This is a genomic window from Sporosarcina luteola, from assembly GCF_023715245.1.
GTDB lineage: Bacteria > Bacillota > Bacilli > Bacillales_A > Planococcaceae > Sporosarcina > Sporosarcina luteola_C.
Genome location: NZ_JAMBNV010000005.1, coordinates 22,814 through 41,209 on the forward strand (window position 1 = coordinate 22,814; position 18,396 = coordinate 41,209).

General features: G+C 43.9%; 22 protein-coding genes. 12 read left to right on the forward strand and 10 right to left on the reverse strand.

The window, feature by feature from the left end; translation table 11 throughout:
- Window positions 1-10: 10 nt before the first annotated feature.
- From M3152_RS16075 to mnhG, 7 genes are read left to right on the forward strand one after another with little or no spacing between them, the layout of a single operon-like run.
- The gene (locus tag M3152_RS16075) at window positions 11-2,419 is read left to right on the forward strand and encodes a Na+/H+ antiporter subunit A (RefSeq protein ID WP_285847260.1); all 2,409 of its coding nucleotides are present in this window, start codon (window positions 11-13) and stop codon (window positions 2,417-2,419) included.
- Window positions 2,406-2,828 carry a Na(+)/H(+) antiporter subunit B gene (locus tag M3152_RS16080; RefSeq protein WP_251696693.1) on the forward strand — a complete coding sequence of 141 codons (423 nt, stop codon included), beginning with the start codon at window positions 2,406-2,408 and terminating at the stop codon, window positions 2,826-2,828. Before M3152_RS16075 ends, M3152_RS16080 begins: the two co-directional genes overlap by 14 nt.
- The gene (locus tag M3152_RS16085) at window positions 2,828-3,169 is read left to right on the forward strand and encodes a Na(+)/H(+) antiporter subunit C (RefSeq protein WP_060210564.1); all 342 of its coding nucleotides are present in this window, start codon (window positions 2,828-2,830) and stop codon (window positions 3,167-3,169) included. Before M3152_RS16080 ends, M3152_RS16085 begins: the two co-directional genes overlap by 1 nt.
- The gene (locus M3152_RS16090; protein ID WP_251696695.1) at window positions 3,162-4,640 is read left to right on the forward strand and encodes a Na+/H+ antiporter subunit D; all 1,479 of its coding nucleotides are present in this window, start codon (window positions 3,162-3,164) and stop codon (window positions 4,638-4,640) included. Before M3152_RS16085 ends, M3152_RS16090 begins: the two co-directional genes overlap by 8 nt.
- A 13-nt stretch (window positions 4,641-4,653) precedes the next feature.
- Entirely contained in the window at window positions 4,654-5,133 is a 480-nt protein-coding gene (locus M3152_RS16095) for a Na+/H+ antiporter subunit E (protein ID WP_251696696.1), read from the forward strand.
- Window positions 5,130-5,411: a Na(+)/H(+) antiporter subunit F1 gene (locus M3152_RS16100; RefSeq protein ID WP_251696698.1), complete on the forward strand. Its 282-nt coding sequence runs from the start codon at window positions 5,130-5,132 to the stop codon at window positions 5,409-5,411. Before M3152_RS16095 ends, M3152_RS16100 begins: the two co-directional genes overlap by 4 nt.
- On the forward strand, window positions 5,395-5,772 hold the full coding sequence (mnhG, locus tag M3152_RS16105) for a monovalent cation/H(+) antiporter subunit G (protein ID WP_251696865.1): 378 nt from the start codon (window positions 5,395-5,397) through the stop codon (window positions 5,770-5,772). The genes M3152_RS16100 and mnhG overlap by 17 nt, the downstream gene beginning before the upstream one ends.
- Window positions 5,773-6,162: 390 nt before the next feature.
- Here mnhG and M3152_RS16110 read toward each other — a convergent pair whose 3' ends face one another.
- Window positions 6,163-7,674 carry a leucyl aminopeptidase gene (locus M3152_RS16110; protein WP_251696700.1) on the reverse strand — a complete coding sequence of 504 codons (1,512 nt, stop codon included), beginning with the start codon at window positions 7,672-7,674 and terminating at the stop codon, window positions 6,163-6,165.
- Between the two features lie 152 nt (window positions 7,675-7,826).
- On the opposite strand from M3152_RS16110, the gene M3152_RS16115 reads away from it, so the two are divergent.
- Window positions 7,827-8,306, forward strand: coding sequence for a divergent PAP2 family protein (locus M3152_RS16115; protein WP_251696702.1), 480 nt, complete (start codon window positions 7,827-7,829; stop codon window positions 8,304-8,306).
- A 204-nt stretch (window positions 8,307-8,510) separates the two neighbouring features.
- Here M3152_RS16115 and M3152_RS16120 read toward each other — a convergent pair whose 3' ends face one another.
- The 4 genes from M3152_RS16120 to M3152_RS16135 all read right to left on the reverse strand — a co-directional run bounded on the left by M3152_RS16120 (window position 8,511) and on the right by M3152_RS16135 (window position 11,366).
- The gene (locus M3152_RS16120; protein WP_285847262.1) at window positions 8,511-8,837 is read right to left on the reverse strand and encodes a YuiB family protein; all 327 of its coding nucleotides are present in this window, start codon (window positions 8,835-8,837) and stop codon (window positions 8,511-8,513) included.
- Between the two features lie 106 nt (window positions 8,838-8,943).
- Entirely contained in the window at window positions 8,944-9,441 is a 498-nt protein-coding gene (locus M3152_RS16125; protein WP_251696704.1) for an NUDIX domain-containing protein, read from the reverse strand.
- A gap of 67 nt (window positions 9,442-9,508) precedes the next feature.
- The gene (locus M3152_RS16130; protein ID WP_251696706.1) at window positions 9,509-10,726 is read right to left on the reverse strand and encodes an NAD(P)/FAD-dependent oxidoreductase; all 1,218 of its coding nucleotides are present in this window, start codon (window positions 10,724-10,726) and stop codon (window positions 9,509-9,511) included.
- Between the two features lie 274 nt (window positions 10,727-11,000).
- Window positions 11,001-11,366, reverse strand: coding sequence for a HesB/IscA family protein (locus M3152_RS16135; RefSeq protein WP_251696707.1), 366 nt, complete (start codon window positions 11,364-11,366; stop codon window positions 11,001-11,003).
- Between the two features lie 124 nt (window positions 11,367-11,490).
- Here M3152_RS16135 and M3152_RS16140 point away from each other — a divergent pair, with 124 nt between their 5' ends.
- Entirely contained in the window at window positions 11,491-12,168 is a 678-nt protein-coding gene (locus M3152_RS16140) for a DUF2225 domain-containing protein (protein WP_251696709.1), read from the forward strand.
- Between the two features lie 151 nt (window positions 12,169-12,319).
- Here the strand turns inward: M3152_RS16140 and M3152_RS16145 are convergent, their stop codons facing one another.
- Window positions 12,320-12,556: a NifU family protein gene (locus M3152_RS16145; RefSeq protein ID WP_060210554.1), complete on the reverse strand. Its 237-nt coding sequence runs from the start codon at window positions 12,554-12,556 to the stop codon at window positions 12,320-12,322.
- A gap of 83 nt (window positions 12,557-12,639) precedes the next feature.
- Here M3152_RS16145 and M3152_RS16150 point away from each other — a divergent pair, with 83 nt between their 5' ends.
- Window positions 12,640-12,966, forward strand: coding sequence for a YuzD family protein (locus M3152_RS16150; protein WP_251696711.1), 327 nt, complete (start codon window positions 12,640-12,642; stop codon window positions 12,964-12,966).
- Between the two features lie 672 nt (window positions 12,967-13,638).
- The gene (locus M3152_RS16155) at window positions 13,639-14,550 is read left to right on the forward strand and encodes a BRCT domain-containing protein (RefSeq protein ID WP_251696713.1); all 912 of its coding nucleotides are present in this window, start codon (window positions 13,639-13,641) and stop codon (window positions 14,548-14,550) included.
- A 254-nt stretch (window positions 14,551-14,804) separates the two neighbouring features.
- Here the strand turns inward: M3152_RS16155 and M3152_RS16160 are convergent, their stop codons facing one another.
- A complete protein-coding gene (locus M3152_RS16160; protein ID WP_251696715.1) occupies window positions 14,805-15,869 on the reverse strand; it encodes an NAD(P)/FAD-dependent oxidoreductase in 1,065 nt (354 codons plus the stop codon).
- A 139-nt stretch (window positions 15,870-16,008) separates the two neighbouring features.
- Here M3152_RS16160 and M3152_RS16165 point away from each other — a divergent pair, with 139 nt between their 5' ends.
- On the forward strand, window positions 16,009-16,245 hold the full coding sequence (locus tag M3152_RS16165) for a YuzB family protein (protein ID WP_251629353.1): 237 nt from the start codon (window positions 16,009-16,011) through the stop codon (window positions 16,243-16,245).
- Between the two features lie 256 nt (window positions 16,246-16,501).
- Here M3152_RS16165 and M3152_RS16170 read toward each other — a convergent pair whose 3' ends face one another.
- The 3 genes from M3152_RS16170 to lipA all read right to left on the reverse strand — a co-directional run bounded on the left by M3152_RS16170 (window position 16,502) and on the right by lipA (window position 18,350).
- Window positions 16,502-16,951, reverse strand: coding sequence for a DUF86 domain-containing protein (locus M3152_RS16170; protein WP_251696717.1), 450 nt, complete (start codon window positions 16,949-16,951; stop codon window positions 16,502-16,504).
- Between the two features lie 107 nt (window positions 16,952-17,058).
- Window positions 17,059-17,373 carry a YutD family protein gene (locus M3152_RS16175; protein WP_251696718.1) on the reverse strand — a complete coding sequence of 105 codons (315 nt, stop codon included), beginning with the start codon at window positions 17,371-17,373 and terminating at the stop codon, window positions 17,059-17,061.
- A gap of 17 nt (window positions 17,374-17,390) precedes the next feature.
- Window positions 17,391-18,350: a lipoyl synthase gene (gene lipA / locus M3152_RS16180; protein ID WP_251696719.1), complete on the reverse strand. Its 960-nt coding sequence runs from the start codon at window positions 18,348-18,350 to the stop codon at window positions 17,391-17,393.
- Window positions 18,351-18,396 lie beyond the last annotated feature (46 nt).

Below are 18,396 nucleotides of genomic sequence, written 5' to 3' on the forward strand. Positions count from 1 at the left end.
GAGGATTACTTTGGAATTCGTATTACTGATTTTCCTGCCGATCGTGGCGGCCTTGTTCATACCATTCCTATTTAGAAAGATAAAAGGTATACATACTGGTTGGTTCGTATTACTCGTCCCCGTTGTTTTATTCATTTATTATACAACGTTCATCAAAACGACGATGGACGGTGGACATGCCTTATCTGAACTACAATGGATTCCAACGCTTGGCATCTCATTCGTATCCTATTTGGATGGGTTGAGTATTTTATTCTCCCTGCTGATTACAGGGATCGGAGCACTCGTTGTATTGTATTCAATCTTTTACTTGGATAAGAACAAGGAGAAGCTAGGCAACTTCTACGTCTATCTTCTTCTTTTTATGAGCGCAATGCTCGGGGTCGTCCAATCGGATAATGTTATTTCGCTCTATCTGTTTTGGGAGCTGACATCCATTTCATCATTTTTATTGATTGGATATTGGTTCACCCGTGACGGTTCCAGATTCGGTGCATTGAAATCGATGATGGTAACTGTATTCGGCGGGCTGATGATGCTTGGAGGGTTCGTCCTTCTAGGAATTATGGGAGGCACGTTCTCCATTCGGGAATTGATTGCCGGATCCTCCTCATTTGTGGGGCATGAATACTTCACTTTGGCTCTTGTTCTTATTTTGCTAGGAGCTTTCACGAAATCCGCACAATTTCCTTTTTACATTTGGTTGCCAGATGCAATGGAAGCGCCTACACCTGTTAGTGCATACTTGCACTCAGCAACAATGGTCAAGGCGGGATTATATCTTGTTGCCCGATTCACTCCGATTTTCGCAGTGTCGGAAGTGTGGATCTGGCTTGTAACAGGTATTGGATTGCTGACGTTGTTCTGGGGCTCACTCTTTGCGGTGAAACAAACGGATTTAAAGGCAATTCTCGCATTTTCAACGGTGAGTCAGCTCGGTTTGATCATGTCTCTTCTAGGCGCCGGTGCTATTACATTCCACGTGGATGAAGCGTTATTCTCCTTTGCAATGTTCGCTGCGATTTTCCATCTGATCAACCATGCAACATTCAAAGGCAGCTTGTTCATGATTGCGGGAATTGTCGACCATGAAACGGGGACGCGAGATATCCGTAAGCTTGGTGGCCTGATGAGCATCATGCCTGTCAGTTTCACTGTTGCATTCATCGGTTCTATGTCTATGGCGGGCTTGCCGCCTTTCAATGGATTCCTTAGTAAAGAGATGTTCTTACAATCGATGCTTGCAATCCGTCAATTTGAACTATTCAATTTCGCCACATGGGGAATCGTCTTCCCTGTCGTTGCGTGGATAGCAAGTGTATTCACGTTCATTTACAGCGTTTACTTTGTGTTCAAGACATTCACCGGAAAACGGAAAGTTGAAACGTTACCGCTCGAACCTCATGAAGCACCTGTTGGGATGCTCATATCCCCGGTGATTCTAGCAATGCTTGTCGTCGGGATCTTCTTCATTCCGAATGTTGTCGGGAAGTGGCTCGTTAAGCCTGCTGTCATGGCAATCCAGCCTTATCAATATTCCCACCCTTCGGAAGTAGAAGTTCATGTTTCAGCTTGGCATGGCTTCGCATCTGTAGAACTGTGGATGACGGTCGGAATCATTCTTATCGGTGGTCTTCTTTACTTGTCGCTGTCGAAATGGCAGAAATTCTACGGTATTCAACCTGAGTCACTGTCCTTGAATGGATTATATGACGCAACGATGACTTTCAGTGAAAAAGGAATGAACAGGCTATCCCGCATGTACATGACTGGGCTCATCCGTACGTATCTGTTATTCATCTTCGCATTCTTGTCGGTTACGACGGTAGCGATGCTCTTCCTTCAAGATGCATTTGTCGTGGACATGTCCAGCTTTTCAAAAATAAGTGTGTACGGTTTAATTAATGCCGTCATTCTTCTACTAGCAGTCGCTTTCGTTTTGCTCTCCAAAACGAGGCTCGGGGCGATTATTTCACTCGGCGCAGTAGGCTACTCGGTCGCACTGTTCTTCGTCATTTTCAAAGCACCAGATTTAGCACTTACACAATTGGTCATTGAAACAGTATCGGTTGCTCTGTTCCTATTGGCATTCCAACGTTTGCCAAAGCTATCCGATCATGGAGAAACGAAAAGCAATAAGCTGGTTAACGGCATTATTGCTCTCGGAGTCGGCGTGACTGTGACGCTGGTTGCATTGTCTTCCCATTCACAGAAACTTGTCGCTTCCATTTCCCAATATTACAAAGACACTGTCGAAACGGAGGCCGGTGGAGGCAATATTGTTAACGTCATCCTTGTGGACTACCGTGGTTTTGATACATTGTTCGAAATTGCCGTCCTTGCGATTGCAGGAATCGGCGTTCTAGGAATGATTAAACTTCGTTTGGCGAGAAAGGAGAGTACAGATGAAAACAAATGACGTCATTTTACAGACGACGACAAAAGTTATATTTTTCATCATTTTCCTTTTTTCCATCCATATTTTCTTTGCAGGGCATTATACACCGGGTGGAGGTTTCGTCGGCGGCTTACTGACAACAGGGGCAATCGTCCTCCTATTGTTAGCCTTTGATTTGAATACCGTACAGAAAGCATTGCCATTCAATTTCACGATCATGACTGCGATCGGTTTGCTATTGGCGCTCGGGACAGCAGCTGGTTCAATCTTCTTTAATGTCCCGTTCTTCACACATGCTTTCGATGACTTTTCCTTGCCATTATTCGGGGTGACTTCCCTTCATACGGCGATGGTGTTTGACGCGGGTGTATTCCTCGTCGTCGTCGGGTCGGCTATTACAATCATCCAGTCAATTGGAGGGGATTCGTAATGGAATTGGTAATGGCTATTTTAATCGGTGTGTTGTTCACCGCCGCAGTTTACTTAATCCTATCGAGAAGTCTATTGAAAATTATCATCGGCACCGGTTTGTTAAGTCATGGCGCCCATTTGCTCATCCTGACGATGGGAGGGCTTGGAGGACTTGCGCCGCCGGTCATTTCGGAAGGCGTTACGGACTTTGCAGATCCACTGCCGCAAGCGCTCATTTTAACAGCAATTGTCATCAGCTTCGGTGTGACAGCCTTCATGCTCGTCATGGCTTACCGTGCTTATGCTGTTCATAAAACCGATGACATGAATCAACTGAAAGGAAATGATGAACATGATTAACTTACCTTTATTACCGATCATCCTCCCTTTCCTTTTTGCGATTCTGTTGCTGTTCTTTAAAGAGAATGTCCGAATCCAACGAGCGCTGTCATTGGTCGGTGTCATCATCAGCCTGATCGCTTCGTTCTACTTGCTAGTAACCGTTAAGTCGGAAGGGGTTCTAGCTGTCACGCTCGGCAGTTGGCCTGCCCCGTTCGGAATATCGATGGTTTCGGACATGTTCTCCGCATTGCTAGTGACGACAACTCTATTGATAACATTGTTCGTCGTTGTCTACAGCTTCACCGCAATCGGCGAAGAGCGGGAAAGGTTCTTCTACTATCCTGCCATCCTGTTCATGGTGACCGGTGTGAACGGTGCTTTCACGACAGGCGATATATTCAATATGTTTGTCTTTTTTGAAGTGTTGCTGATTGCATCTTACTTATTGATTGTCCTTGGTGGCGAAAAAAAGCAGTTGCGTGAATCGATCAAGTACATACTTGTCAATGTCGTTTCTTCAGCGCTATTCGTTATTACAGTTGCTTATCTTTATTCAGTCGTCGGTACGTTGAACATGGCTGATATTTCGGTGAAAATTACAGAAATCGGCCAACCTGGAATCATTACGGTGATTGCAGTTCTCATGCTGATCGTATTTGGGGTAAAAGGAGCGATATTCCCCCTCTACTTCTGGTTGCCTGGATCATACGCAGCACCGCCTGTCCCAGTGCTCGCCCTATTTGGTGCGTTGCTGACAAAAGTCGGTGTGTACGCAATTATGAGGACCTATACATTGTTTTTCACCCACAATGTCGGAGTCACCCATGAAATCTTAATGGTTGTATCTGTCCTGACGGTTATCGTCGGCTGCGTTGGAGCATTGGCGTACTTCGATTTGAAGCAGATCATCATTTATAACATCGTCATTGCGGTTGGAGTCATCCTATTCGGAGCCGCTCAAATGAATGAAGCCGGTATTTCAGGCGCCATTTTCTACTTGGTGCACGACATGCTTATAAAAGGGGCATTATTCCTTTTAATCGGCATCATCATTTATGTCACCGGTACGTCGAATTTGCGGAAAATGGGTGGATTGATGAAAACCCATGCCCCGCTTGGATGGTTCTACTTGATTGCCGCCTTCGGGTTGGCAGGCATTCCGCCGTTAAGTGGTTTCATCGGCAAATTGCTCATTGCACAAGGTGCATTTGAAGCGGGCAATGTTTGGGGAAGCATCATTATCCTCGCGTCCAGCTTGATCGTGCTGCTCTCCGTAATCCGGATTTTCATCTATGCGTTCTGGGGAGAGCCAATGGAACTGCCTAAAACGAAAAGGAAGCCTTACGCACGCATGATGCTTCCGACAATCGTGCTAGTCGTCCTATCGGTCCTTTACGGGGTCGGCACAGAATGGCTCATACCATACGTGACAGACGCCACGGACGTATTACTACAACCATCCATCTATATTGATGCGGTGTTAAAGTAAGGAGTAGATGTCGATGGCCTTTCAAATACTATTGAACTTTTTTATCGCTGTCATTTGGATGTTCATGAACTCCTCATTGACTGCGTCAACTTTTATCATTGGATACTTGATCGGATTGATCTTGATTATCATTACGAGACGCTTTTTCACATCAAGGCTTTATATTTGGCGTCTATGGGCGGCCGTTAAATTGACGCTCCTCTTCTTCAAAGAATTGACGCTTTCAAATATTTCTGTTTTGATGCTTGTCATTCGTCCTAAACTAAAGCTCCAGCCGATGATTTTCGCAATGCCGACCGAGCTGGAGCAAGATTGGGAAATTACACTTTTATCAAGTTTGATCACATTGACGCCTGGAACGATTGTACTTCATGTATCCGACGATCAACGGACTTTATACATCCACGCAATCGATGTAGATGATGTAGACGAGGCGATTGATTCGATAAAAAATTCATTTGAAAAAGCGATTATGGAGGTGAGCCGAGCATGATGACGTTCATATGGGTATCCTTGATCCTCGTCGTATTGTCGATGATTGGCATCATGTTCCGTGTATTCCGCGGACCTTCTGTGCCTGATCGGCTCATCGCACTTGACGGAATAGGTGTCATGCTCATTTCGGCAATCGCACTTATTTCGATTCTATTCGACACCGCCTTTTTCATTGATGTCATTTTACTGATTGCAATCATGTCGTTCATCGGTACCGTGTCATTCTCCAAGTTCATTGAGAAAGGAGAGATCATTGAACGTGACCGTAATCGCTAATATCTTAATTGTAACGTCGATTCTCGTTGGTCTCATTTTCACCTTTGTGACGATGATCGGTATTTTACGATTGCCCGACGTTTATACGCGTGCACACGCAGCATCGAAAAGTGCTACGCTAGGTGTTCTAAGTATTTTGCTCGGCGTGTTCTTTCATTTCTGGTTGAAAGAGGACCATTTCAGCATCTCCCTGCTTCTTGGAATCGTTTTCTTATTCATCACTTCACCGATCGGTGGCCATTTGATGGGTCGTGCCGCCTATATGTCAGGAGTCAAGCCAACTGATTTGACTGTCGGAGATGATTTGAAGGAAGCTGTCAATGAGGCGAGAGAGCAAAATATGAAAAGGCTAAAAGATTAAAAAACACACTCGGTATTCCAATGAGGAATCCGAGTGTGTTTTTTTAATAAGGGTATCTGTATGGTGGATAATTGTAGTACGGAGGATACCCATAACCATAAGGGTAGTAATTGTATGGATATCCATACTGATAGTTATAAGGATAATAAGGCGGGAATAAAGCATTCCCAAGAAAGCTGCCAACCAAGCCTCCTAGAAAAGGCCCCCCTACTCCAAATCCAAACCCGTCATGCCGTCTGTCAAAACGGCGGTACCTATTATCAAAACGAACCATTTATATCCCCCTTTCTCACTTATCCTATTCGTGAAGGGCTAAGTGAGGAGGGACGGATGCCCATGAACCGGATCAATAACGCCTGGTCATAGCGTCTAGGTTGTTAGTAATTATTTTTAATGAGTCGGCTCTGCATCCGCCATACGTTCAACAAGCGTAGCAAGTGTACGGACCATGACACCTGTCGCCCCTTTTGGACCAAGGTCATGGGCTGCAGATGCGTCAGACGTGCCTGCGATATCGAGATGGATCCATGGAGTGCTTTCCGCGAATTCACCGACAAACCCACCTCCGAAGATCATATGGCCGTCACGGCCCGGAGAGTTGTTCAAATCAGCGACGTCGCTTTTCCGAATCCGTTTCTTATCGCTTTCCGTAAGCGGCAGTCTCCATACGAATTCACCAGTTTCCAATGAAGCTTGCATGAACTCTTCAAAGAATGCTTCATCATTTGTCAAAGCGCCGGTTTTATCATTTCCTAACGCGACGATGACGCCTCCTGTCAGCGTTGCCACATCAATCAGGTAGTTAGCGCCGGATTGCTTGGCGTACGTAACTGCGTCGGCAAGGACGAGCCTACCTTCAGCGTCTGTGTTCAACACTTCGATTGTCTTCCCGCTCAATGAAGTAATGACATCGTCCGGCTTAAACGCTTCGCCTGAAACCATATTGTCCGTCGCTCCGATGACCGCGATGACGTTTTTCGCTGGACGCAGTTCGCCGATGATGCTCATCGCACCAAGCACTGCTGCTGCCCCGCCCATGTCGCCTTTCATGCCGACCATTCCTTCGCGGGGTTTCAATGAGTAGCCGCCTGTATCGTACGTGACGCCCTTGCCTACGAGACCAATGACGTCTTCCCATTGCTCTGTCCCGGCATATTTCAGCACAATGAGACGGGGCTCTTCGACGGAGCCTTTGTTGACCGCCAAGATTGCACCCATACCGAGTTCTTCCATCTCTTTCTTACCTAGTATTTCAATTTCGAAATCATATTTCTCTGCTAGTTCGTTGGCATAGTCTGCCATTTTTGTTGCGGTTAGAATATTCGGCGGTGTATTGACAAGCGTACGCGCCTCATTCACCGCGTTTGCATATGTACATCCCACTTCAAATGCCGCCTTCAATTCATCTTTTTCCGCAGCTGTTAAAAATGTCACTGTTTCCAACGCGACGTCCTTTTCATTCGAATCAGTCTTATACCCTTCAAATTGATAATAGCCCATGCCGATCCCTTCCGCAGCCGCGAAGACGACATCTTCGCAAGTCAGGTCCTCATTTGTGAACGGAGCAGTCCAAATGGCCGTGGATGACGCTTTAGATGATTTCAATTCTTTGCCTAAAGCCGCGAATACTTGACGTAGACGGTCTTCAGTCAGTTTCTTTGATGCTCCGAGTCCGACGAAAACGATGCGCTCATATCCGAGCGGTTCCAGTGCTGGCATCTTACTTATTTTCTTGAAATCAGTCTTAATGTCACCGGCCTTGATCCAATCCATTAGACGCGGACTGAATGAGTCGGCGAATGTTTTCCACCCTTCGATATTTTCCGGATGCTCAGGAACCCCTATAACTAGCACTTCCGAATTTACATTACCGAATTCAGGTTCCATAAATGATGTTTTCATTTGACTACCTCCCACTTTTCCTACATCCTCTATTATATACCAACACACAGTCGAACCAAAATAATCATTCAAAAAAATCGGACTTCCGATTTTCACTGAGTGACGATATGGTATACTATGTGTAGATTTTTTATTAGCAAAGGAGTGGAATCATGTCCATATTGCAAAACACTCCGCTCCTCGCGGCATTATTTGCGATTGTTTTCGCTCAATTCGTTAAGATTCCAATCCATTTTTTATTGACGAAGAAATTGGACTGGAAATTGATGACGTCCACTGGCGGAATGCCAAGCTCCCATTCAGCTGCTGTGTCTGCGCTGACGACTGCCATCGGTTACGAAGTCGGCCTTGGATCTCCTTTATTCGCGGTGTCTGCAATCTTCGCGGTCATCGTCATGTTCGATGCAACAGGAATCCGTTACCAGGCGGGGCAACAGGCTTTGATCATCAACCAAATGAGGGTGGACTTTCAAACTTTCGTGACAGAGGTGAAAGGCTGGCCACAGAAAGATGGACCACAAAAGATCTTGGAACTGAAAACCCTTCTTGGCCATAAGCCTAGCGAAGTCTTTGCAGGCTCAATGACGGGCATTTTCATATCCGCCATCATTTATTCGTTTTTCATGATTTAAAAAGAAGAAGGTGCTCCCACAGGGAACACCTTCTTCTTTGTTAGATCAATTACGCCTCGGCGTAATTGCGAATCGAACAGCGTAGGGTTCGATTTGCCGTATTTCTGCGTTCTTTGCAGAAATTAAGGCACTATCAGGGCGTGACGATCTTAGGTTGCCTTCCGCATCTTAATTTGCTTCAGTCGTGCTTTCCGGCTGAAGCGATTAGAACATCTGATACCCTTGCTTCCTTAGCAGCTTGATGACAAACCCTGAAATGATTGCGCCAACTAATCCACTTGCAAGAATGATAATATCAGCTGCATGAAGAGAGACGATTTTTTCACCGAGCAGGCTGAATGAATGGCCTGGGTTTGTAAAATACTCAAAAACTCCCACTTCATCGATTATCAAAATGACGACGATCGGATAGACGATTGCCATCAACCACGTCATACGGAGTAGCATATTCAGCAAAAAGCCTATTCCGAAAAACATGACCATGAAAATAATTATGGATAAAACGACATGTGTCAATGAAATTGTTCCCAAATTGTCTACCTCCGCTTTCCATTCACCATTTTACAGGAACGGATATATGCTTTCAATAAATTAAAGCCATTTCAATGATTTGTCGAAATTTGAACACTACTTTTATTCATTTTTTATAAAACAGCTTATAGGATGTGTAACCAAACCATTCTCCCGGTTCCATCTGCTCCATTTGCAATAGCCCCGATTCAATAGCCCTTTCTGCAATCTCATGAATCATTGCTGATACATTCGGATCATCCTTCAGTTCATAAGGGGTCTTCCAAGCGACTTCCGAGATTTCATTCTCCTGAGGCGTTAAAAGCTGGTTTTCCTGTTCAGGACGCAATAAGAATAACGCCAAATTATCACTGACTTCCCCTTTCAGGATACCTGTACGGAATCCAACCATCCCTTCCAGTTTACAATCAAGCCCAGTTTCTTCTTTCACCTCCCGGATTGCTGCCTGGTCCGCTGTTTCATTCCCTTCCACGAAACCCGCTGGCAATGACCACATTCCTTTCAACCCGCTGTATGTTTTTTTGACGACGAGCCATTCGCCTTTGCTGTTCATGACAATACCCGCTGCACCGAGCCATACATTTCCGCGTTTTTTATTCGCCACACTATCCCCCCTAAAAAAACACCCGCCACTGAATAGGCGGGTGTTTAGTATCTTATGATTGCAGCTCTTATTTAAGTAAGTTGAACTTACCTTTTTTAATAGTAAGGCCTAATCCACCGATCATATAAAGGGAACGGTTATCAACCATCTTCTTCATGAATGATGCTTTTTTACCCATCAGTTTCTTACCGAAAGCGACACCGATTGCATCGTCATCACCAAGGGATGCGATAGCACCTTTAATATCCGGCACGAATTCGGATGTCGGGTTGCCCTTCATCAATGCGATCAAGTTGTTCGCACACATATCACCTTGCTGCATAGCAATTTGAGCTGTTGGTGGATATGGACGGTTTGTTTCTTCATTGATCATCAATGCGCAGTCACCAACGATGAATACGTCAGCATGGCCAGGAGCACGAAGATCTTTTTCAACTTTAACACGTGCACGCATGTTTTCGATGCCAGTTTGTTCGATCAAGCGGTTGCCTCGAACTCCAGCAGCCCATACGACAGTACCGGCTTTGATGAATTCAAACTCATCTTCGCCTTTTTTAACGTTAACGCCTTCAGGAGTCGCTTCTACTACCGGAGTACCGATTGAGAATTCAATTCCTTTAGACTTCAATTGTCTTACCGCATAGTCAACCAATTCCGGATCGAATCCTGGAAGCACCATTGGAGCTGCTTCTACACAGATGACACGAACTTTTTCCTGTGGTACATCGAACTCTTTGCAAAGTTCAGGTACACGGTTTCCAAGTTCCCCAAGGAATTCAATTCCTGTGAAACCTGCTCCGCCGACGATGATTGTCAAACGGCTATCGTCCTTTTCTTCTTCAAGCGACCATGTGGCAAATTGATATTCAATATGTTCACGGATTTGACGTGCAGCTTTGACGTTAGCGATAGACAAAGCATACTTGTCCAATCCAGGAATGCCGAACGTTTCACCTTCGAAGCCTAGTGCAATAACAAGGTAGTCGTACGTATGTGTACCGACATTAGAAGTGACGACTTTACCTTGGATATCGATTGCTTGAACTTCAGCTTGAACGAATTTCACTTTTCCTTCGTTAATGACATCTTTGATATCATAACGAACTTGTTCAGGCGATAATGTTCCTGCAGCCGCTTCATGTAGCCAAGTCGACTCGTAATGATATTCATTTTTGTTAATCAGCACAATATCAGCTTCATCAGTGCCAATTGATTTTTGCAAGTTGACGACTGTGGATAAACCGCCGTAACCCGCACCTAATACTAAGATTGTCGGTCTTTTCACGAAAATCGAAACCACCTTTGTTTTATTATGTGCCGGGTCCGTTTAAAATCGGTATATGAGACGATTTGCCCAGTCCTGGCATTTGCCTTTATTCGACAAACTTCTACTATTCAATAGTAGCCTTTTTACTAAGCCTTTTCAACATCATAATGATTTAAATCATTAATTCGAATATAACAATAAAACCCTTCCCAACCAAGTGAAGCCGAAAGGAGCATCTGGTTGGAAAAGGGATCATAAGTAATACGTCCTCATTAGCAGTAATTAAAGGATATTATTCGCAAACTTCCGGGGTACCGACTTTCTTGGCAGTCCTAAATGAAGTTCCGCAGCCGCATGATGCGATGGCATTAGGGTTTTCAATTGTGAAGCCACCGCCCATCAAGGACTCCTTATAATCGACCTTGGTCCCGTCGAGGATTCCTGCATCGTCTTTTGAAACGACGATCTGAATGCCATGCTGGGATAAAAGATAATCATCCTCGGACGCTGCTTCTTCAAATCCTAAGCCATATGTCAATCCGCTGCAACCTCCGCCGTTCACTGCAACGCGAAGGAATGAACCTTCTTCACCATTATGAATCATCATTTCTTTCACATGAAATGCTGCAGCTTCAGTAATTTCAACATGTTGTTTCATTTACATCCACCTTCCCGCTTTTCCTCTATCATATCAATGATTTCACCATTTACGCAATTATCTTCACTCCAATTAAATGAAGATGATGTATAATGAATTACATAGTGCGAAAGGGTGATGATGAATGGAAGTAAGTGCGACTTATGCCAAGAAAATCGAATGCGAGAACTGTAAGGAGAAATTCACTACAACAAAAATCCGTTCACGCTTCGTCCGTGTCTCTAAGCATGAAAGTGACTTTAAACCTGTATATTCGGATTCAAACATCAATCCGATTTTATATAATGTGGCTGTTTGCCCCTCCTGTGGATTTGCCTTCACCGATGAGTTTTCCAGTTATTTCGCACCTGGTGTGAAAGAGGAAATCGCTCAAAAGATTACATCCCTCTGGAGCGGTAGATCCTTCGGGGATGAACGGACGATCGATGAGGCAATTGAAACTTATAAACTAGCATACGTAAGTGCAAGTGTAAAAAAGGAAAAATCATTGACGATGGCGGGCATCATGCTGCGAATCGCCTGGCTTTATGATGACAAGAACGACATCGATTCGGGGATGCGGTTCAGGAAGGTATCACGTAATTTATATACAGAAGCGTATTCTGCGGGGGATCATGCAGGGACCCAAATGTCCGAGACAAGGGTATTGTATTTGATGGCCGAGCTATCTCATCAAATCGGTGATAAGGAAGAGGCAATCCGGAATTTTTCAAAGGTTATTGAAAGCCAAAGGACATCGACCGACCCGCAAATCATCGAGATGGCTAAAGAAAGATGGCAGGAAATTAGGGAGCAGCGCTAGAGTAGGATTCATTTTTAAATGAGGTAGAGTGTTTTGGGTACGGAACGCTTTACTTTGGACGCGGGACGGCCGACTTTTGACGCTTGCCTTTAATTAATGTAAACAAAAAGGGACTGTCACAGAATTTCATTCTGGACAGTCCCTTTTTCAATTAGAATACTTGTTCTACTTCCACGACTCCAGGCACTTCTTCAAGCAACGCTCTTTCAATACCTGCTTTCAACGTGATTGTCGAACTCGGGCATGTACCGCATGCACCTAATAGGCGGAGCTTAACAACTCCCTCTTCGATATCGACTAACTCACAGTCTCCTCCATCGCGCAGGAGGAATGGGCGCAATTTATTTAAAACTTCTTGTACGGGTTCCATCATAGCTGTATCTGTCATTGTATTATTTCTCTCCTTTCATTATACTTATTATAAACTGGATTGAAGAAAAAATCCAATAGAGAATCGGAGGGGTTGTAATTATGGAGAAGAACAATGTGAAAATAGAAATATATGGGGCAGATATTATTTGCGCGAGCTGTGTGAACGCGCCTTCTTCAAAGGATACATACGAGTGGCTTCAGGCAGCAATTGGCAGGAAATATCCGGGGCAATCTATTGACATTGAATATATTGATATCGAATCGGACATTATCGATCCTAAACAAAAAGGCATTGCGGAGCAAGTGAGGAATGATGAATATTTCTATCCGCTTGTCATTATTGAGGATGAAGTGATCGGCGAAGGTTATATCCAATTGAAGCCGGTATTCAATGAGCTTGAAAAGCACGGATTTATTCCAGCGTAATGTTATTATTGATAATAAAGCAAGTTAACTGAGAACCAAAAAAACCTTTTCCGCTTGTTATGGAAAAGGTTTTTTTAGACTGTAGACAAACTGAGTAATTCAGGTAATTGAATTTTTTCTTCTATAATAAAAATGAAAATGTTGATTTCCGTTACAGGCGAACGCTTTCCGCGGGCGAGCGGTGAGCCTCCTCAGTCGCTTTGCTCCCTCCGGGGTCTCCCCTGTCTCGCTTTCCCGCAGGAGTCGTCGCCCTTCACTCCAATCAACGGCACCACTTAATAACGATTTAGGTGAATGGAATGGAGTGAATTAAGTAGATCAATATAGAATTGTAGATTCCCCTCAAAATCTCCTTACTTAAAGCTCCTTGCAGCAATAGATTTCTCCCACGATCAGTTGTTAAAAGACCTTTATTCAACTTCTAGCAGTCATAATAAGAATTTCAGTTTTCCTAATAATATTGTGACAGCACTCAAATATCCTTTCACGAATTTAGACACAGCAACTAATTGATTAATTTGTCGGAAAGTTAATGCAATTACTTATTTATGTTGTATAATTATGTTAATTGATAATACGGTGCAAACATGTGGACTTCTTCAATAGGATGTAGTAATTAAGCAAAGTATTTCGTTTTGGAATCTGTGAAAAAACTATTAGAGGGGGATATTCATGACAAAGGACTATCAGGAAGTTGATGACTATCGTGTATTTACCGCTCCCGCAGAAGTTCATAAAGCGGTAAATTCATTGATAGGAATGTTGCAAGGTATTCAATTTGATAATATCGTGAACCAACAGGAGTTATCCGAAATTATTAACTGGTGCAATCTTCACAGAAGGTTTCAAAAAAAATTTCCGTTTTCAGAGATCATTCCGTTAATTGATAACGCTTTAAGTGATGAAATATTGACCGAAGAAGAAATCCAAGATATTTTATGGCTTTGCAAAAATGTTGTACATCATGAAGGCTTTAATACGTACTATGATATTGTCACTTCATCTCTTCAGCAATTACAAGGCATTATACACGGGATAATGGCTGATAATGTATTGCTTGAAGATGAAATCAATCAGTTGTATAACTGGATGGATTCACGTGATTTTCTTAAAGGATTCTATCCATTTGATGAGATTTATAGCCTGCTAATCTCAATTAGAAGGGATGGCATAATCAGTGAAGATGAAAAAAACATGCTGAAAGCTTATTTTGGTAACTTCATTGACACACGTACATCTGTTAATGTCAATTCATTTGAAATAACAGAATTACAAAGTCAATATTCAATTGGAGGCATTTGTGCAGTATGCCCTGATATCATATTTGAAAATAAGAACTTTTCTTTCACCGGTAAATCAGGTAGAACAAACCGCAAAGAAATTGCAGAAATTATAACTAACAAGGGTGGAATATTTAATAACAATATCACCCTAAAAACCAACTATTTAATAGTAGGTAATGACGGAAATCCTTGTTGGGCGTTTTCTTGTTATGGAAGAAAGGTAGAAAAAGCAGTTGATCTTCGAAAAAACGGCTCATCAATAATCATTGTGCACGAGAACGACTTTTGGGATGAGGTTTAATAGTTTTTATGTTTTTTCCATTGCATTAGATATTATAAATAGTATTGGGGGAAAAGCCGGCACGAAGAACGTCTTTTGCGACCAATAGCGAAAGCGTTGGGAGCGGCATCCGAGGAGTCAAGGCAACACCCACGGAAAGCAACGTCAGAGTTATAGGTTAGGCCCCTATTGTCATATGTATCTTTTTAATCCTCTAAAAAGGGACTGTTCAGAAAGTTGATTATCACCAACTATCTGGACAGTCCCTTTTACTATTACCCATTATGCCATTTGTACATCCAAAGCACACCCGACTTCAGCAATCTTGCAATCCGCCCTGTAACAGTGCGGTCTGCCAAGTAGGCGAAGCCTTGTTTCTTTCCTAAGGAGCCCATGAAGCCTTTAAGCTTGATTTCGGGCATCTCTTGCGGCAATGGTTCGTTATTCCATACGTGGCGAAGCACTTTGACGATCTGTTCCGCCTGTTCCTCTGCAAGCTGGGCGCTCGGAGCGTGAGGAAGGTCGGCGATGTCACCTACGACATATGCATTCTCATGGCCAGGAATTTGGTGGTATTGGTTTAGCACGATTCGTCCTCTGTTCATTTCCACGTCCAATTCACGTGCAATTGAGACCGGCTGGATTCCGGCAGTCCATACGACGGCGTCGACATGGATTTCGTCCTCGTGATTGTAAAGGATATTCTTTTCGACTTTTGTAATGTTTGAGTTGGAGACGACTTCCACTTCGTGCTTATCGAACCAATCTTTGACGTAGTTACTTAGCCGTTCAGGAAAGTCCTTCAGAATGCGTGGTCCCCTATCGAATAATTTAATTTTCAGGTCCGGCCGGCTTTCACGCAATTCACTTGCGAGTTCAATGCCACTTAAGCCTGCGCCGACGATGCCGACAGTCGCTCCCCCGCCAAGCTCTTGAAGCAGCTTGTATGTAGCTCTCGATTGTCCGATTGTCTGGATGCTGCTCGTGTATTCCGCCGCTCCCGGAACATCGTGGTAATTGTCCTCACAACCGAGTCCGATGACAAGCTCGTCATACGCGATTTCTTCACCATTGCGAAGCTGAATCGCCTTCTCTTCCAACTTGATTTGTGCGATTTCCCCTTCAACGACTTTTAGTTTTTCATGTGCAGGCAGCGCGACACGGATATCCGAGTCAGGAGCTGTTCCTGCTGCTAATGCATAAAATTCTGTTTTAAGACTATGGAAAGGTGTTCTATCAATCAATGTGATTTCCAGATCGGTGGGCAATTCTTTATTGAGTAGACGAAGCAAAATGCGCATATTACCGTAGCCTGCACCTAATAATACTAGTTTTCTCATAGTTTTCTCCTTTGTCTATCGATTTTCCGATTTATTCCCACAATGATTATAACAGTTTGTGAGAAGTTTCACAATAAGACAACCTATTTGACGACCGATGAAAATAGGAGTAGCATGCCAAGTAGGTGAGGTGATCGTCGTGAATCCGATCGTGGAATTTTGTATGAGCAATCTTGCTAACGGTTCACAGAAGACATTGGAAGCGTTGGAAAGGGATCCAAACATAGATGTGTTGGAATATGGCTGTCTCAGTTACTGCACAAAATGTGCTGAAGGATTATATGCTCTCGTCAACGGTGAGGTAGTCGAGGCGGACACTCCTGATGAATTGACGGAACGAATTTATCAATTCATAGAAGAAAATCCACTTTTCTAAGATCAAAAGTGGAGGCTGGCGTTTAGACTCGACAGTAAAAGCAAAGATGTGCTCGTAACGCTTTGCTTTTACTCGCAAAAGCCGTTCTGCGTGACAGCTTTCGCTGGAGGGCTTGAAAAAAAGGCGCTTTTTGCCTTTTCTTTCAAGACCGAAGCGACCCGAGAGGCTGCCAACCGGAGCTGGACGAAGACAGCAAAGAACCGCATTTCATAGTGCGGTTCTTTTTTATTTCAATCTGCTTAGCTCTTGTCCTTCTTTATTGCTCCAGCGGGCTGAAGGCGGAAACAGGACCGAGTTCATTCTCCAAATAATATCTGACCTTCTCGGGGAATGCTTTGATCTCCTCTTTCGTTTCGTTCAAAACCGCTTCGATTTCCTCACTGTCCACGTCGACAAACTCACGAACGATCATTTTTCGAAGCCCGATCACTTTTTTCAAAGGGTCAGCCATTTCCGGGGAAATCACTTTTTCATCTTCCATAATGTCGATAATATCGTCATAGCTTCCTGGATCACGCATGATGAAGCCGTCGATCATGGAATTACCGACATCAATGATAGACTCGACGATTGTATGAGCAATCCTTTCAAGTGCCAGAGCGTGGATTTTACTTTCATTCCATTTTTGATGCCCTTCGAATAAAGCGAGAAGACTCTCCATATAAGCTAGCGTTTCATTGATTTTTTGACGATCGATAAAGTACAAGATTGTTCCCTCCCGGTTGTCTAAACTCCATGTCCATCATATCATAACGGGCACACGAATGAACCGCCTCGTCCACAGCATCCCGTGTACAAGGCGGTTCATCCTACTTATTCTTGTTCCTGTTCCTGCTCTACTGGCTGCACCTTCACCTTGCCAACTTTCCGGAGGACAAAATAGGCACATCCGAAATTGCAGTATTCATAAAGGTAATCCTGCAAGGTGCTGATCTTCGTTTCATAAGTCGCCTTGGAATTGCGGTCCTCATAAAAACCTTTCAGCCGCAGCTGACCGTAACCCCAGTCACCTAAAATATAATCGTATTTCGATAGCACGTCACTGAACCTGGCGTCCAATGCTTCCTCGTTAAAACCATCCCGATAGTCTATCTGAATTTCGTATTCATAATTGTTTATCGTTACCAAACTAATCACTTCCATTTTCAGCTTTGTACCGTTGTTTCTAACATTGCGTCACCAATCCGCTGTTTTTCTCTTGCAGCGGCATTGACCTGTTCGTCAGCATGATAACTGGAACGTACCAATGGACCCGCTTCGCAATGGGAAAACCCTTTGGACATTGCGATTTTGCGTAGCTCTCCAAATTCTTGAGGTGTGTAGTATTTTTGGACTTTCAGATGTTTTTTTGTTGGTTGTAAGTATTGTCCAATTGTCATGATATCCACTTTATGTGCGCGTAAATCATCCATTGTTTCGATGATTTCCTCTACTGTCTCGCCAAGCCCAAGCATTAAGGAGGACTTCGTCGGGATTTCCGGATACATCTCTTTTGCTCGGAGAAGAAGCTCCAAGGAACGATCATAGGTCGCACGTGCTCGGACCCTCGGTGTCAATCTGCGGACTGTTTCAATATTATGATTCAGAATATCAGGTTTTGCATCCATCAAGCGCTCGAGGTTATCATACTCGCCTCCCATGTCGGACGGCAATACTTCAACTGTCGTAAACGGGTTTTTACGGCGGATGGCACGGATCGTTTCAGCAAACACCGTGGATCCTCCATCTTTCAAGTCATCTCTTGCAACAGCTGTAACAACGACATGCTTCAAGTTCATGAGTGCAACGGAATCCGCAACGCGTTCCGGCTCGGCTAAGTCAAGCTCGTTCGGCAATCCGGTTTTCACTGCACAGAAACGGCAAGCACGTGTACAGACAGCACCAAGTATCATGAATGTAGCTGTACGGCGTTCGCCCCAGCATTCATGGATGTTCGGGCAGCGGGCTTCTTCACAAACGGTATGTAAGTTCTTTTCACGCATCAATTTTTTTAGGTCCGTATAGTTTTCATTCGTGTTCAATTTTATTTTTAGCCAATCGGGCTTTCGAACATGTTCTGTCTTTTTCCCTATTTCTGGTCTACATGACACGATAACCGACTCCATTCCTATTTGCTTGTTTTGCAGTATATCACTTCTGTCAATGTATCAT